The organism is Curtobacterium sp. PvP017 (assembly GCF_054060195.1).
In genome coordinates this window covers 25,708-40,310 of sequence record NZ_JBSSCY010000010.1, presented here as the reverse complement: position 1 = coordinate 40,310, position 14,603 = coordinate 25,708, and the positions used below count along the sequence as shown (strand labels likewise).

At 71.1% G+C, this 14,603-nt stretch carries 17 protein-coding genes; 11 read left to right on the top strand and 6 right to left on the bottom strand.

The genetic code is table 11. The features are described 5' to 3' along the window. Window positions 1-91: 91 nt before the first annotated feature. Window positions 92-316: a DUF3107 domain-containing protein gene (locus tag ACVKXF_RS16315; protein WP_111084998.1), complete on the top strand. Its 225-nt coding sequence runs from the start codon at window positions 92-94 to the stop codon at window positions 314-316. A 4-nt stretch (window positions 317-320) separates the two neighbouring features. Then, window positions 321-617, top strand: coding sequence for a hypothetical protein (locus ACVKXF_RS16310; protein WP_123313349.1), 297 nt, complete (start codon window positions 321-323; stop codon window positions 615-617). Here the strand turns inward: ACVKXF_RS16310 and ACVKXF_RS16305 are convergent. Continuing rightward, window positions 614-1,327, bottom strand: a complete 714-nt coding sequence (locus ACVKXF_RS16305) for a ferritin-like domain-containing protein (protein ID WP_260233092.1) — start codon at window positions 1,325-1,327, stop codon at window positions 614-616. The genes ACVKXF_RS16310 and ACVKXF_RS16305 overlap by 4 nt on opposite strands. A 93-nt stretch (window positions 1,328-1,420) precedes the next feature. Between ACVKXF_RS16305 and ACVKXF_RS16300 the strand changes: the two genes are divergently transcribed. Beyond that, window positions 1,421-2,923: a DEAD/DEAH box helicase gene (locus ACVKXF_RS16300; RefSeq protein ID WP_456796355.1), complete on the top strand. Its 1,503-nt coding sequence runs from the start codon at window positions 1,421-1,423 to the stop codon at window positions 2,921-2,923. Window positions 2,924-3,112: 189 nt separating this feature from the next. Here the strand turns inward: ACVKXF_RS16300 and ACVKXF_RS16295 are convergent, their stop codons facing one another. Continuing rightward, window positions 3,113-3,985: a PHP domain-containing protein gene (locus ACVKXF_RS16295; protein ID WP_456796354.1), complete on the bottom strand. Its 873-nt coding sequence runs from the start codon at window positions 3,983-3,985 to the stop codon at window positions 3,113-3,115. 69 nt (window positions 3,986-4,054) lie between these two features. Between ACVKXF_RS16295 and ACVKXF_RS16290 the strand changes: the two genes are divergently transcribed. Continuing rightward, window positions 4,055-5,539, top strand: coding sequence for an aminopeptidase P family protein (locus ACVKXF_RS16290; protein ID WP_456796353.1), 1,485 nt, complete (start codon window positions 4,055-4,057; stop codon window positions 5,537-5,539). Between the two features lie 9 nt (window positions 5,540-5,548). Next, complete coding sequence (locus tag ACVKXF_RS16285; protein WP_123313345.1) at window positions 5,549-6,037, top strand: GNAT family N-acetyltransferase; 489 nt, start codon at window positions 5,549-5,551, stop codon at window positions 6,035-6,037. A 32-nt stretch (window positions 6,038-6,069) separates the two neighbouring features. Here the strand turns inward: ACVKXF_RS16285 and ACVKXF_RS16280 are convergent, their stop codons facing one another. Next, window positions 6,070-6,960 (bottom strand): general stress protein, encoded by an 891-nt coding sequence (locus ACVKXF_RS16280; protein WP_456796352.1) that lies wholly within the window; start codon window positions 6,958-6,960, stop codon window positions 6,070-6,072. A gap of 84 nt (window positions 6,961-7,044) precedes the next feature. Here ACVKXF_RS16280 and ACVKXF_RS16275 point away from each other — a divergent pair, with 84 nt between their 5' ends. From ACVKXF_RS16275 to ACVKXF_RS16255, 5 genes are all read left to right on the top strand, one after another. Next, window positions 7,045-8,364 (top strand): magnesium transporter MgtE N-terminal domain-containing protein, encoded by a 1,320-nt coding sequence (locus ACVKXF_RS16275; RefSeq protein WP_123313343.1) that lies wholly within the window; start codon window positions 7,045-7,047, stop codon window positions 8,362-8,364. Window positions 8,365-8,416: 52 nt separating this feature from the next. Then, a complete protein-coding gene (locus ACVKXF_RS16270) occupies window positions 8,417-8,917 on the top strand; it encodes a DUF1003 domain-containing protein (protein ID WP_111085044.1) in 501 nt (166 codons plus the stop codon). Beyond that, complete coding sequence (locus ACVKXF_RS16265; RefSeq protein ID WP_456796351.1) at window positions 8,910-10,070, top strand: Mrp/NBP35 family ATP-binding protein; 1,161 nt, start codon at window positions 8,910-8,912, stop codon at window positions 10,068-10,070. Before ACVKXF_RS16270 ends, ACVKXF_RS16265 begins: the two co-directional genes overlap by 8 nt. 10 nt (window positions 10,071-10,080) lie before the next feature. Further along, the gene (locus tag ACVKXF_RS16260; RefSeq protein ID WP_456796350.1) at window positions 10,081-10,929 is read left to right on the top strand and encodes a class I SAM-dependent methyltransferase; all 849 of its coding nucleotides are present in this window, start codon (window positions 10,081-10,083) and stop codon (window positions 10,927-10,929) included. A 156-nt stretch (window positions 10,930-11,085) separates the two neighbouring features. Next, the gene (locus ACVKXF_RS16255) at window positions 11,086-12,372 is read left to right on the top strand and encodes a carbohydrate-binding protein (RefSeq protein WP_456796349.1); all 1,287 of its coding nucleotides are present in this window, start codon (window positions 11,086-11,088) and stop codon (window positions 12,370-12,372) included. A 94-nt stretch (window positions 12,373-12,466) separates the two neighbouring features. Here the strand turns inward: ACVKXF_RS16255 and ACVKXF_RS16250 are convergent, their stop codons facing one another. Next, on the bottom strand, window positions 12,467-12,841 hold the full coding sequence (locus tag ACVKXF_RS16250) for a Sec-independent protein translocase family protein (protein ID WP_123313339.1): 375 nt from the start codon (window positions 12,839-12,841) through the stop codon (window positions 12,467-12,469). A 64-nt stretch (window positions 12,842-12,905) separates the two neighbouring features. Here ACVKXF_RS16250 and ACVKXF_RS16245 point away from each other — a divergent pair, with 64 nt between their 5' ends. Beyond that, window positions 12,906-13,538, top strand: a complete 633-nt coding sequence (locus ACVKXF_RS16245) for an O-methyltransferase (protein WP_123294100.1) — start codon at window positions 12,906-12,908, stop codon at window positions 13,536-13,538. A gap of 27 nt (window positions 13,539-13,565) precedes the next feature. On the opposite strand, the gene ACVKXF_RS16240 is transcribed toward ACVKXF_RS16245, so the two are convergent. Continuing rightward, on the bottom strand, window positions 13,566-14,294 hold the full coding sequence (locus ACVKXF_RS16240) for an AAA family ATPase (protein WP_340197364.1): 729 nt from the start codon (window positions 14,292-14,294) through the stop codon (window positions 13,566-13,568). Window positions 14,295-14,371: 77 nt separating this feature from the next. After that, a complete protein-coding gene (locus tag ACVKXF_RS16235) occupies window positions 14,372-14,542 on the bottom strand; it encodes a DUF3117 domain-containing protein (RefSeq protein ID WP_017887054.1) in 171 nt (56 codons plus the stop codon). Window positions 14,543-14,603 lie beyond the last annotated feature (61 nt).

Sequence of the window (14,603 nt, the reverse complement as noted above, 5' to 3'; positions counted from 1 at the left end):
TCGGACGCGGGCGCGGCGTGCACCCCGGCCGTCGAGTGCGCCCGCGGCGAACGTCCGATGTCCTCCGGGACGGCTCGGATACGCTGTGCTCGTGGACATCAAGATCGGCATCATCAACAGCCCGCGCGAGATCGCGTTCGAGACCGCCCAGACCGCCGACGAGATCGAGAAGGCCGTGTCGGAGGCCCTCGCGTCGAAGGCGACGCACCTGTCGCTCCAGGACGAGAAGGGCCGCCGCTTCATCGTGCCGGTCGCCGCCCTGGCGTACGTCGAGGTCGGCGCGGAAGAGGCACGCCGCATCGGCTTCGTCGCCTGACGACGTGGAACTGCTCTTCGCCGTCCTCGGCGGCCTGATCATCGGCGGGATCGCGCACGTGGTCCTGCCGTGGCGCGCCAGTCGTGGCGTCCTGATCGGGCCCGCCGTGGGCGGCATCGCCGCTGCCGTCCTGTGGGAGGCACTGACCTGGGCCGGCTGGCAGTACGACGCCACCTGGATCTGGGTGGTGGCCCTGGTCGGTGCGGGCGTCGTCGCCCTCGTCGTCGAGTGGCTGCTCGGGACGCGCCGCGACAAGAGCGACGTCGAGTACTACGAACGACTCAAGGCCCGCGGGGCCTAGGCCGTCAGGCCGAGCGCGTCCATCCGGCGTGTGTGCGCGGCGATGAGCTCCGTCCAGACCGGCTCCAGCCGCTCCTGGTCCTCACGCGCGTGCGACGCCAGGGCCGACCGCGCCACCAGCAGGGTGTCCCCGACGAGCCGTCGGCCCCACATCGCCAGGCGCGAACCGACCTCGGGGTCGTCCTCGATCCGGGCGGTCAGTTCCTCGACGACCGCGGGTTCCTCACGCGCGTCGAACACGGAGCGCAGCCGCTGCCGCACGTCGTTCGGCAGCGAGCGCAGCAGGTTGCCGAACAGGTCGTTCAGGATGCCGGCAGTGACGTAGCCGGTCAGCATGGACTCGTACCAGTCGGCACCGCTCGTGCGTTCGAGGAACCGGTCGATCGCCTCGCGGTGCGGCGCCATCAGTGCCGCCGGGTCCGAACCGTTGCGCTCGATCTCGGCGACGATGGTGCGGTGCCGGTCGAGGGCCGTCGTCGCGAGCACGCCGGTCACCAGGCGACCGGACAGCGTCGGCGCCGAGGCACCGGCGCGACCCATCGTCTCGTAGACGGAGAGCTGCAGGTACGCGGCCTGGCCGAGGTACACGTCCAGCTCCGGGGTGACGTCGTCGAGCGCCAGGCGCTTGACCTGGGCTGCGCCTCGCGGGTTCCGCGACGCGAGCCACGCTGCTGCGAGCTGCGCCGCGCGCTTCCGGTTCCACCACGACACCACCCGGAGAGCATAGCGGGAACCGCCTCGCGCCCCGCTCCACCCGCCCATCGGTAGACTGGCCGGGACTTCCACCAGAACTAAGGTGATTCTTTGACTTTCGCAGACCTCTCCATCGAGCAGGACATCGTCGACGCGCTCGCGGGCAAGGGCATCCTCGAGCCCTTCCCGATCCAGCAGCAGACGATCCCGCTCGCCCTCACCGGCCAGGACATCATCGGCCAGGCCAAGACCGGTACCGGCAAGACCTTCGGGTTCGGCCTCCCCCTCATCCAGCGTCTCGGGGCCGACCCGGCACCCGGCGTCAAGGCACTCGTCGTCGTCCCGACCCGCGAGCTCGCGGTCCAGGTGACCGAGGACCTCGAGGTCGCCACCTCGAACCGCCCGACCACCATCGCGGCGATCTACGGCGGCAAGGCGTACGAGGGCCAGATCGAGCAGCTCAAGGCCGGCGCCCAGATCGTCGTCGGCACGCCCGGGCGACTCATCGACCTGCAGCGCCAGCGACTCCTCGACCTGTCCCACGTGCAGGAAGTCGTCCTCGACGAGGCCGACCGCATGCTCGACCTGGGCTTCCTGTCGGACATCGAGCGCATCTTCCAGGCCATCCCCGAGGTGCGGCACACGATGCTGTTCTCGGCGACGATGCCCGCGCCGATCGTCGCGCTCGCCCGCCGGTTCATGAGCCGTCCGGTGCACATCCGGGCGACCGACCCGGACGAGGGCCTCATGCAGGCCAACATCAAGCACCTCATCTACCGCGCGCACTCCCTGGACAAGGACGAGGTCATCGCCCGCATCCTCCAGGCCGAGGGCCGCGGCAAGACCGTGATCTTCACCCGCACCAAGCGTGCGGCGGCGAAGCTCGTCGAGGAGCTCAAGGACCGCGGGTTCAACGCCGCGGCGGTGCACGGCGACCTCAACCAGGAGCAGCGCGAGCGTGCGATGGCCGCCTTCAAGGCCGGCAAGCGCGACGTGCTCATCGCCACCGACGTCGCCGCCCGCGGCATCGACGTGGACGACGTCACGCACGTCATCAACCACACGATCCCGGACGACCCGGACACGTACCTGCACCGCGCCGGCCGCACCGGCCGTGCGGGCAAGACCGGCATCGCGGTCACGTTCGTCGACTGGGACGACCTGCACAAGTGGACGCTGATCGACAAGGCCCTCGAGTTCGGCATCCCCGAGCCCGTCGAGACCTACTCGTCGTCGCCGCACCTGTTCGAGGAGCTCGACATCCCGAAGGGCACCAAGGGCCGTCTGGCCGGTGCCTCGTCGTACGCAGCGTCGGCGGGTGCCCCTGCCGAGAAGCGCAGCAGCGACCGTCCGGCCTCCGGTCCGCGTGACGCCTCGCGTTCGCGGTCGCGCAGCCGCACCCGCTCAGGAGGCGCGGAGCAGCCCGCCTCGCAGGCCTCTGCCTCCGAGTCCGCGGCTCCGACCTCCGCGCCCACCGACGACACGTCGGCCACCGAGGGTGGGACCACCGACGGCGCCGCGAAGCGTCGTCGCCGTCGCCGCCGTCGCGGTGCCGGCACCGGCGATGCCTCGGCGACCGCCTCGGCACCGCAGGGTTCGTCGGACGGCGAGTAGCGCCTCAAGACCGAAGGGTCCGTCGCTGACGCGACGGGCCCTTCGTCGTCTCCACCCGCCGACTGCGCCCGCGAAAGCGACAGATCGCCGCGAACCGTCGGCGGGAATCTGTCGCTTTCGCGGATCGGTCAGGCCGCGCCGTGCGAGATCTGTCGCTTTGGTGAGACGGCGCGACGGGTCAGGACTGCGTCAGGGCAGGCGTGAGCCGGGGCCGACCACGGGTGCGCTGCCGGTGGCCTCGGACAGGATGGTGTCGAACGCGGCCCGAGCGGTGCGGTGCTCGCCGAGCCGGTTCGGCTTGCCGGTGCCGTGGTAGTCGCTCGAGCCCGTGACGAACAGGCCGTAGCGCGACGCCCAGTCGAGCAGGGTGCGCTTGCCGTGCGCGAGGTTCTCGCGGTGGTCGACCTCGAGCCCGCCGAGCCCCGCGTCGACGAGGTCGCGGAGCATCGGCTCGTCGATGACGATCCCCCGCGACGACGCCGCCGGGTGCGCGATGACCGGCACGCCCCCGGCCTGTCGGATGAGTTCGACACCGCGCAGGGGCGACGGTGCCTCGTGCGGTTCGTAGTAGCCGGACGCCGGGTGCAGGATGCCGCGGAACGCCGCGCTCCGGTCGGACTCGAGGCCCCGGGCGACGAGCGCGTCGGCGATGTGCGGGCGGCCGATGGTGGCCCCGGGACTCGCCTGCGCCAGCACGTCGGCCCAGGTGATCGGGTGGTCCTCACCGATGCGGTCGACCATGCGGTGTGCACGCGAGAGGCGGCCGTCGCGGATGCGGTCGGTCTCCTCGACCAGGCCGGGGTCCTGCGGATCGACCAGGTAGCCGAGGACGTGCACGCTGCGGAAGCCGATGCGCGTGCTCAGCTCGAGACCCGGCAGGAGCGTCAGCGGCAGCGCACGTGCGGACTCCGACGCGTCGGCCCAGCCGGCGGTCGTGTCGTGGTCGGTCAGCGCGACGGCGTCCAGGCCGGCGGCCGCGGCCGCTCGGACGAGCTCCGCGGGTCGCTCGGTGCCGTCGGAGACACTCGAGTGCGCGTGCAGGTCGATGAACGGGTCGGGCACGTCGACAATGCTATCCACAGGTGCGGGGCCGCAGAGGACGCCGGGGCAGCGCGGTGCGATGATGGAGCCATGGCCGACACGACTCCCCGCGCGACGAGCAACCGTTCCACGACCCCCGGGTCCTCGACCTTCAAGGACTTCATCGGGTCCCAGTGGGCCGACCGCGAGCAGACGATCCCCGCGCCCCGCGAGCAGGCCGCCTTCGCCGCCGAGCGTCGTGCGCGCATCTCCGAGCTGCACCCGGGCCGCACGATCGTGGTCCCCGCCGGCCAGGCCAAGGTCCGCTCGAACGACTGCGACTACCCGTTCCGCCCGCACTCCACGTTCGCCCACCTGACCGGGTGGGGCACCGACACGGTCGTCAGTTCCGTCCTCGTGATGACGCCGAACGGTTCCGGGCACGACGCCACGCTCTACTTCCGCGCCACGGCCGGTCGTGACTCCGAGGAGTTCTACGCGAACCCGGAGATCGGCGAGTTCTGGGTCGGCCCGCGTCCCTCGCTCGACGCCGTCGCCGCCGACCTCGGGCTGGCCACGGCCGACCTCGGTGCCTTCCCGGCCGTCGCCGACGGGCTCGACGCCTCGGCGCTGCTGGTGCGCGAGGCCGACGACGACCTGACCCGCACCCTCGACGCACGACTCGGCAGCGCCGTCGGCGGCGCGCCGGAGACCGACAACGCACCGGCCACCGACGACGTCCTCGCCCGTGACCTGTCCGAGCAGCGCCTGGTGAAGGACGCGTACGAGATCAACGAGCTCCGCAAGGCCGTCGACGCCACGAAGCACGGCTTCGACGACGTCATCGCCGACTTCGACGCCGTCCTCGCGCATCCTCGCGGTGAACGCATCGTCGAGGGCACCTTCAACCGCCGGGCCCGCGCCGACGGCAACACGGTCGGCTACGACACCATCGCCGCCTCGGGCCACCACGCCTGCATCCTGCACTGGACCCGGAACGACGGCGCCGTCCAGCCGGGTGACCTGATCCTCATCGACGCCGGGGTCGAGGTCGACTCGTTCTACACGGCCGACATCACCCGCACCCTGCCGGTCAGCGGCACGTTCTCCCCCGTCCAGCGCATGGTCTACGACGCCGTGCTCGAGGCGGCGGACGCCGCGTTCGCCATCGTCAAGCCGGGCATCACGTTCCGCCAGGTGCACGCCACCGCGATGGAGGTCATCGCCCGCAAGACCGCCGAGTGGGGCTTCCTGCCCGTCTCGGCAGAAGCATCCCTCGAGCCGGACAACCAGTTCCACCGCCGCTACATGGTGCACGGCACGAGCCACCACCTCGGCCTCGACGTGCACGACTGCGCGAAGGCCCGTCGCGAGATGTACATCGACGGCGTCGTGCAGCCCGGCATGGTGTTCACGATCGAGCCCGGCCTGTACTTCCAGCAGGACGACCTGACCGTGCCCGAGGAGTTCCGCGGCATCGGCGTCCGGATCGAGGACGACATCCTGGTCACCGAGGACGGCGCCGAGAACCTGTCGGTCGGCATCCCCCGGACCCCCTCGGAAGTGGAGGGGTGGATCGCTCGCTCCGGCCGCTAGCCTGAGCGGGTGACGACGCCCGACGCCTCCACCGACGCCCGCACGCCGCAGTTCTCGATCGAGGTCGAGCACTTCGACTCCCCGGACGCGCAACGACTCCGTGCCGCGCAGCGTCTGGAGATCGACCGCGCCTACGGGGGCGACACCGAACCCGGCGAGAAGCCGACGGCCGACTCCATCGCGGTGTTCTTCGTGGCGCGCGACGAGGCGGGCACCCCTCTGGCGTGCGGCGGTCTCCGGGTCGTCGCCGACGGCATCACCGAGATCAAGCGGATGTACGTCCGGCCGGAGTCCCGCGGCTCCGGCGTGGCAGCCGCGCTGCTGCGCCGGCTCGAAGAGGCCGCGCTCGACCTCGGGTCACCCGCGCTCGTGCTCGAGACGGGGAACGAGCAGAAGCGCGCCGTCGGGTTCTACGAGCGCGAGGGCTTCACGCGCATCGCCAACTTCGGCCCGTACGTCGGTGCCCCGCTGTCGATCTGCTACTCGAAGGTCTTGTAGGACCCAGCCGGCAGACCCGGAGGTCGCAGGGGTCAGGCGCGCTCGTCGTCCTTCGGGGACGACGCGGACGACGGGGACGACGGCGTCGCACCGGGCACCCGCTCGCCGTACTGCGGCGGGTCCTGCGGACGACGCTCGGGGATCGCCGGACCGCCCGAGGTGGGTCGGTCGGCGGGGGCGGCAGCTGCCGGGTCCGCGTTCTCCCCGTACCGGGGCCCGTCGTTCGTGCCGTACCGCGGCGGGGCGGTGGGCGCATCCGGCTGCCCGCCAGGGGCCGACGTGCCGGACTGCTGCGGGCCTCCCGGCTGCTGGTGGGGTGTGGCGTGTCCGCCGTACGGCGACTGCTGCGGCGGGGCGGGACGCCACGGCTGCTGTCCCTGCACGGGCGCACCGGGAGCGCCCTGCTGGGGCTGCTCGTTCCAGTGCGTGGACGGCGTCGCGCCGTGCTCGCCGAGGATCCGCTGCGCCTGGCCGGTCAGCTGCGGGTTGACGACGATCTGGTAGTTCGTGGCGAGCACCTGGTGGACGCTCGTGAAGTCGCGCTGCCGCTTCGTGATCGCGAACGAGACGATGCCGTAGAGCATGCCGAACGCGGCGCCGATGATCGCTGCAGCGAGGATGAGGCCGCCGGCGCTCGGCGAGAACAGGGTGAGCACGATGCCGAAGAAGATGCCGAGCCAGAGCCCGGACAGCGCTCCGGCGATCGCCGCGCGGCCGTAGGTCATCTTGCCGGTGACACGCTCGACGGTCTTCAGGTCGTTGCCCACGATCGAGAGCTGGTTGACCGGGAAGTCGGCGTCGGCGAGCTTCGCCACGACGCGCTGAGCGTCGGGGTAGCTGTCGTACGTGCCGAGGACGTCGCCCTTGGGCAGCGTCGGGAAGGCCTGGGCGGTCCTGCCGGCGAAGGGACTCTGATTGCTCACACAGCCATCATTCACCGCACACCTTGCGATCGCACGTGCACCGCCGGGGAAGCGCCACCACGCACACCGACTACGCTGGGTCGGGTGAGCGCCACGAAGGTCTTCGTCGCCCGCCTCGCCGGGTGCTCCGTCTTCGACCCCGCGGGCGACCGCGTGGGCAAGGTCCGGGACGTCCTGGTGGTCTACCGCCGGGCCGATCCCCCGCACGTCGTGGGGTTGATCGTCGAGGTGCCGGGCAAGCGCCGCATCTTCGTCAGCGTCGGGCGCATCACCTCGATCGGTGCCGGCCAGGTGATCACCACCGGGCTCGTCAACATGCGCCGCTTCGAGCAGCGCGGCGGCGAGGTCCGGGTGATCGCCGAGATGCTCGGCCGCAAGGTGCTCATCAAGAACCAGCGGATCCGCGCCACCATCGAGGACGTCGCGATCGAGGACCGCGGGCAGGGCGACTGGGAGGTCGCGCAGCTCTTCCTCCGCAAGCCGAAGACCACGCCGTCGCCGTTCGGCAAGGGCCCGACGACGTTCGCGACGTGGAACGAGGTCACCGAGGACGAGCTCCCCGGCGAGGCCCAGTCCGCCGAGCACGTCATCGCCGCGTACTCCGACCTCGTGCCCGCCGACCTGGCGAGCACCCTGCTCGACCTGCCGGAGGAACGCCGGTTCGAGGTTGCCGAGGAACTCCCGGACGACCGGCTCGCCGACGTGCTCGAGGAGATGCCCGACCAGGAGCGCGTCGAGATCCTGTCGCGGCTCGAGGACGCCCGCGCGGCGGACGTGCTCGACCAGATGCAGCCCGACGACGCCGCCGACGTGCTCGCGCAGTTCTCCGACGAACGGAGCGAGGCGCTCCTGCAGCTCATGGAGCCGGAGGAGGCGCAGGACGTCCGCATGCTCCTGGAGTACGAGCCGGACACCGCCGGTGGTCTGATGACCACCGAGCCCGTCATCGTCTCCGCCGACGCGACCGTCGCCGAGGGACTCGCGCTCGTCCGCCGCCACGACCTCGCCCCGGTGCTCGGTGCCGCGGTGTGCGTCACGCTGCCGCCGTACGAGCCGCCGACCGGCCGGTTCCTCGGGCTGGTGCACTTCCAGCGCATGCTCCGCTACCCGCCGAACGAACGGCTCGGCACGCTCATCGACCAGCAGACCGAACCGGTCCGGGTCGACGCGAGCGCCGCCGAGGTCACCCGCGTGATGGCGACCTACAACCTGCTGTCCGTCCCCGTGGTCGACGACGCCCACCGCCTCGTCGGGGTGGTGACGATCGACGATGTCCTCGACCACGTCCTGCCGGACGACTGGCGAAGTCAGGGCGAGGGGGAACCCTCACCGCTTCCACGCCAACGCCCGCGCAAGACACCCGTGACGACGGGAAGGAGGACCACCCGTGGCCCGAACGGATGAGAACCGTCGCGATCGCGAGCGCTCCGACGTCCGCCTCGACTCCCCCAAGGGCATGCGCACGCGCGTGCTCCCGACCCGCCGTCGCGGCGGACGCGGCGACACGTTCGGTCGCGCGACCGAGGGCATCGCACGTGGCATGGGCACGCCGTGGTTCCTCATCGGCCTCACCCTGTTCTGCGTGGTCTGGATGGGCTACAACACCCTCGCGCCGAAGCCGTGGCAGTTCGACTCGGCAGCGATCGGCTTCACCGCGCTGACCCTGGTGCTGTCGCTCCAGGCCTCGTACGCCGCGCCGCTCATCCTGCTCGCGCAGAACCGGCAGGACGACCGCGACCGCGTGCAGTTCGAGCAGGACCGGCAGCGCGCCGAGCGGAACCTGGCGGACACCGAGTACCTGGCGCGCGAGGTCGTCGCGCTCCGGCTGGCGATGCGCGACATGGCGTCCAAGGACTTCATCCGCGCCGAACTCCGGTCGCTGCTCGAGGAACTCGACCGGCGCGACGCCGACGACGCCGGGTACGCGAACGAGCCCGGCAGCTCCACCCGTGGCTGACGCGGCTCCCGCGGACGAGCAGCTGGGCACGGCGGTCCTCGCTGCGCTCGGCCGCGTGATCGACCCCGAGATCCGTCGGCCGGTCACGGAGCTCGACATGATCCGCGGGGTGGACGTGCAGCCGGGAGGCGCGGTGCGCGTCGACCTGCAGCTCACGATCGTGGGGTGCCCCGCCGCCGACACCATCGAGCGCGACGTGCGCGTCGCCGCCGGCTCCGTGGACGGGGTGTCGTCGGTCGAGGTCGACGTCTCGGTGATGGCCCCCGCGACGCGTGCCGCGCTCACCGAGCGCCTGCGCGCCGGACGGCCGAACGGCATCCAGTTCACGGCGGACTCGCTCACCCGGGTCATCGCCGTGACGAGCGGCAAGGGCGGTGTCGGCAAGTCGACGGTCACCGCCAACCTCGCCGTCGCGCTCGCCCGACGCGGCCTGCGGGTCGGGATCGTCGACGTCGACGTGCACGGCTTCAGCATCCCCGGGCTGATGGGGCTCACCGACGAGCACGGTGTCGCGCCACGTCCGACCCGCGTGGACAGCATGATCCTGCCGCCCGTCGCCCACGACGTGAAGGTCGTGTCGATCGGCATGTTCGTCGACGACGTCTCCACCGCGGTGTCCTGGCGCGGCCCGATGCTGCACCGCACCGTGAACCAGTTCCTGACCGACGTGTTCTTCGGTGACCTGGACGTCCTCCTGCTCGACCTGCCGCCCGGCACCGGCGACGTCGCGATCTCGGTCGGCCAGCTGCTCCCGCACGCCGAGGTCCTCGTCGTCACGACTCCCCAGGCCGCCGCAGCCGACGTCGCCGAGCGCAGCGGGATCGTCGCACGCCAGACGGGCCAGCGGGTGATCGGGGTCATCGAGAACATGGCCGGGCTCGTGCAGCCCGACGGCTCGGTCCTGCACCTGTTCGGCGAGGGCGGCGGCGCCGAGACCGCGGCCCGGCTGTCCCGTGGCCAGGACGCCCCCGTCCCGGTGCTCGGCAGTGTGCCGCTGTCCGTGCCGCTGCGCGAGGGCGGAGACACCGGCCTGCCCGTGGTGCTCGGCGAGCCGGAGGACCCCGCGGCCGTCGCACTCGCCGCGATCGCCGACGGCATCACGACCATGGGGCGCGGCCTGGCCGGACGGAAGCTCGGCCTGTCGCTGTCCTAGGCTCGTCAGCATGAGCATGGATCACGTCAGCGTCGACTGGGACCGCGCCCGCGACACGAACCGGGCGAACTGGGACGACCGGGTCCCCATCCACGAGGGTGCCTACGCGATCGACGAGCTGTCCGACCCGACGCGCCGCTCCGACGTCGTGCGCGACGACCTGCCGGCGCTGACACCCTGGCTGCCGAACGGATCGCTCGCCGGCCTCGACGTCTGCCACCTGCAGTGCCACATCGGCACCGACACCGTCTCGCTCGCCCGAGAGGGCGCCCGACTCACCGGTGTCGACTTCTCCCCCGCGGCACTCGCGTCCGCCGCCGGCCTCGCGACGCGGCTCGGCCTCGACGTCACCTGGGTGGAGACCGACGTGCTCGACGCCCGTGCCGCGGTCACCGGCGACTTCGACGTCGTCTACACGAGCATCGGGACGATCACCTGGCTCCCCGACCTCGACCGCTGGGCCGCGCAGGTCGCCGGCCTGCTGCGCCCGGGCGGGGTGTTCTTCATCCGCGACGGCCACCCCGCGCTCTACGCCCTCGAGGAGACCGCCGACGAACTCGTCACCCGGTACCGGTACTTCCCGGACGGCACCGCGCAGCAGTGGGACGACGCCGGGACCTACGCCGGCGACGGCACCGTCGCGAACACCCGGACGTTCGAGTGGCCGCACCCGCTGTCCGAGATCGTGAACGCCCTGCTCGGCGCCGGTCTCCGACTCCGGCGCCTGGACGAAGGGCGCACCCTGCCCTGGCGCTTCAGTCCCCGCATGGAGGACACCGGCGACGGTTCGTGGGCGTGGCCGGACGTCGATCGCGACCGGATCCCGGCGACCTACACGATCGTCGCCACCCGCGACTGACGACTCGGGCATCAGCCCGTCCACCTGACGCACGCCTGTACGTTCGTTCATGGACAGGTCGTTCCACCCCGGAGCATTATGCAAGGGCATTGCACAATGCCCTTGCGGAATGTGACCGTCAGGGCTCCACCCGTCGGACGAGGACAGGAGAACCGTGTGAACCAGAACACCCGCGTGCGATCGGGCCTCGTGGCCACCATCGCCGCCGTCATCGTCGCCGGAGGCTCGCTCGCAGCAGCGCCAGCCCTCGCCGCGACGACCTGCGCCACCGCCTGGAGCGCCGGCACCGCCTACAACGGCGGAGCCACCGTCAGCGAGAACGGAACGAACTACACCGCGAACTGGTGGACGCAGGGCGACGACCCGGCGACCCACTCGGGGGCGACGGGCAGCGGCCAGCCGTGGGCCTCCGCCGGGGCCTGCACCGGTTCCGGCGGCGGCACCACGCCTCCCGGCGGGGGAACGACGACCCCGGGCACGGGCGGGAGCGGCGGCACCGCCAAGGGACTGGTGTTCAGCCCGTACAAGGACATCACCGTGAACCTCGACTGGAACACGAACGTCATGAACACCGCCGTCACCGGCACCCGCATCCCGGTCGTCGGCTCGAGCAACAGCCTCGTGTCCACCCGCGAGCCCGGTCTCAAGGCGATCACCCTCGCCTTCGCGACCGGCACGTGCGGCAGCGAGAACTGGGGCGGTGTCGCGGCGGATGCCTTCGCGAACGCCAACATCCCGAAGCTCGACGCCGCCGGCGTGGACTACATCGTGAGCACGGGTGGCGCAGCCGGCTCCTTCACGTGTTCGGGCGCGGCACTGCAGAGCTTCATCGCCCGGTACGCGACCCCGCACATGATCGGCGTCGACTTCGACATCGAGAGCGGCCAGTCCGCCTCGGACGTCCAGAACCTGGTGAGCGCCGCTGCCCTCGCCCAGGCGAAGTACCCGGGCATGCGCTTCTCGTTCACGCTCGCGACCCTGGCCGCCAGCGACGGCTCGTACGGCGGGCTGAACAGCACCGGCGACGCCACCGTGAAGGCGATCAAGGCGTCGACCCTGACGAACTACACGATCAACCTCATGACGATGGACTTCGGCCGCGCGACCGCCGCGAACTGCGTGCTCTCCGGCTCCACCTGCCAGATGGGCAAGTCGGCGATCCAGGCCGTCACGAACCTGCAGCACACGTACGGCATCGCGTCGTCGAAGATCGAGGTCACCCCGATGATCGGCGTCAACGACACCACCGACGAGGTCTTCACCCTCGCCGACGTCGACACCCTGTCCGCCTACGCGAAGGCGAACGGCCTCGCCGGGATCCACTCCTGGTCGCTCGACCGGGACACGCCCTGCGCCTCGACCACGGCGTCGCCGACCTGCAGCTCCGTCCCGAGCGCACCGGCGCTCGCCTGGACGGACCGGTTCCTCGCCGACCTGCGGTAGCGGACATGCAGTAGTCGTCACCACACGGACGACGGGAGGCCCGGTGCCAGCTGGCGCCGGGCCTCCCGTCCGCCGTGTGGTCACGTGACGGGCGTCAGGTCGCTTCCGCGTCGAAGGGTGGCGCTTCCCCCACGGCCAGTGGCACGACGGGAGCCGTCGCGCGCACCTTGGACGCGGTCACCTGCGCGGTCTGGACCGCTGCGGCGCTGCTGGCGCCGCCGGAGTCGAGGAGTGCATCGCGGATGATCCGGCGGGGGTCGTACTGTCGCGGGTCGAGCTTCTGCCACTCGATGTCGTCGAACTCGGGGCCCATCTCGTCGCGCATCCGCTCCTTCGCGGTGTCGGCGAACCGGCGGACGGCCTTCACGAACTCGGCCAGTTTCTGGGCGTACATCGGCAGGCGCTGGGGCCCGAGCAAGAGCACGGCAATGATCCCGATGATCAGGATCTTGTCGAGCGGGATGTTCACGTGAGCGAGCCTAACCCGTGCGGCTCGGATGCACCCCTAGAGTTGTCATCCGAACGGAGTGTGCGTGTCAGAGAAAGAGTCGAACTGGAAGTTCGCCGAGGACATCGTCTCGGAGTCCGAGGCGATCGCCCGTGCTCGTGAGCACTCCCTGGAGCTCGGTGTCGAGGCGATCTCGCCCGCGATCGGCGCACAGATCGGCGTCATCGCCGCAGCGTCCCGAGCCACGAGCATCATCGAGATCGGGACGGGCCTGGGAGTCTCCGGGCTGTACCTGCTCGGCGGCGCGCCGGACGCGACCCTGACCACGATCGACGTCGAGGTCGACCACCAGCAGTTCGCCCGTGACGCCTACATCAGCGCCGGCACCGCCCCCGCCCGGATCCGGCTCATCCCGGGCCGCGCGAACCAGGTGCTCCCCCGGATGAACGAGGCGTCGTACGACGTCGTCCTGGTCGACGCCGACCCCGAGCACGTCATCGAGTACGTCGAACACGGACTGCGGCTCGCGCGCCTCGGCGGGACCGTCCTGGTGCCGCACGCGCTGTGGCGCGGACGCGTGGCCGATCCCGTCAAGCGGGACCGGGCGACCACCGACTTCCGGCTGCTGCTCACCGAGGTGTCGACGTCGGGCGCGGTGCGGAGTGCGCTCTCGCCGGCGGGCGACGGTCTGCTGCAGCTGACGAAGGTCACCGCGTAGCGCACGCTGCGTCATCCTGACCGTCGGTCACTCGAGGTGCCGGAGGTACCGCTCGGGTGATTCGAGGAACGAGCGCTGGTTGCGCACCAGGTCGAGGTCTTCCCACTCGGTCCGCCGGAACCCCCACTCGCCGACCTCGTGGATCGTCGCGCCCGGGAACGCCGCCAGCACCGGCGAGTGCGTCGAGAGCACGACCTGTCCCACCCCGCTGTCGACGATCGACCGCAACAGCGCGATGAGCGTCAGGCACCCGGAGAAGGACAACGCCGACTCGGGCTCGTCGAGGATCCAGAGCCCCGGCCACTGCGCGCGGTCGATGACGAAGTCGAGGAACGCCTCCCCGTGGCTGCGTTCGTGGAACACCGGCTCCGGGCGGGAGTGGTTCGGGTGGTCCTCGAGGTAGGTGAAGAAGCCGTGCATGGTCTCGGCGCGCAGGAAGAAGCCACCGCGGGGCGCACCGAAGTCACGGCGGAGGACGATGTGCTCCCACAGGTCCGACTCGGACGGGCGCGTCGAGTGGTTCGCCAGGGTGGAGCCGCCCTCCGGGGACATCCCGAAACGGAGCGCGATGGCCTCGATCAGGGTCGACTTGCCGACACCGTTGTCGCCGACGAACACCGTCACGGGGTCGAGGTCGAGCCCCTCGTCGAGCAGCTGCCGCACCGGGGGCAGCGTCGCCGGCCAGACGTCGCGCGGCATCGGGTCCGGGTCGCGGTACTCCTCGACGCGGCGGATCGGCATGTGGGTCCTCGACACGAGGCCATCCTGCCGGACGCAGACGACGGGCCCGGCGCGTACACGCTCCGGGCCCGTCGTTCTGGTGCTTTCGACTACTAGGCCGAGACGACCTCAGCGAGTGCGTCATGGAGTTCCTTGGCCTCGGCATCGTTGACCGAGACGACCAGGCGGCCTCCTCCTTCGAGCGGAACCCGCACGATGATGAGTCGACCCTCCTTAACAGCCTCCATCGGCCCGTCACCGGTCCTCGGCTTCATGGCTGCCATCAGATGTCCCCTTTCGTGCAGTACATGCCCGCTCATTATCTCGTATTGATGGGGCAACTGC

Excerpts from the sequence above, each read along its gene's own strand:
- ACVKXF_RS16290 (WP_456796353.1), top strand. The coding sequence starts at position 4,055 with ATGGCCGACACGACTCCCCGCGCGACGAGCAACCGTTCCACGACCCCC.
- ACVKXF_RS16235 (WP_017887054.1), bottom strand. The coding sequence starts at position 14,542 with ATGGCAGCCATGAAGCCGAGGACCGGTGACGGGCCGATGGAGGCTGTT.
- ACVKXF_RS16260 (WP_456796350.1), top strand. The coding sequence starts at position 10,081 with ATGAGCATGGATCACGTCAGCGTCGACTGGGACCGCGCCCGCGACACG.
- ACVKXF_RS16270 (WP_111085044.1), top strand. The coding sequence starts at position 8,417 with ATGCGCACGCGCGTGCTCCCGACCCGCCGTCGCGGCGGACGCGGCGAC.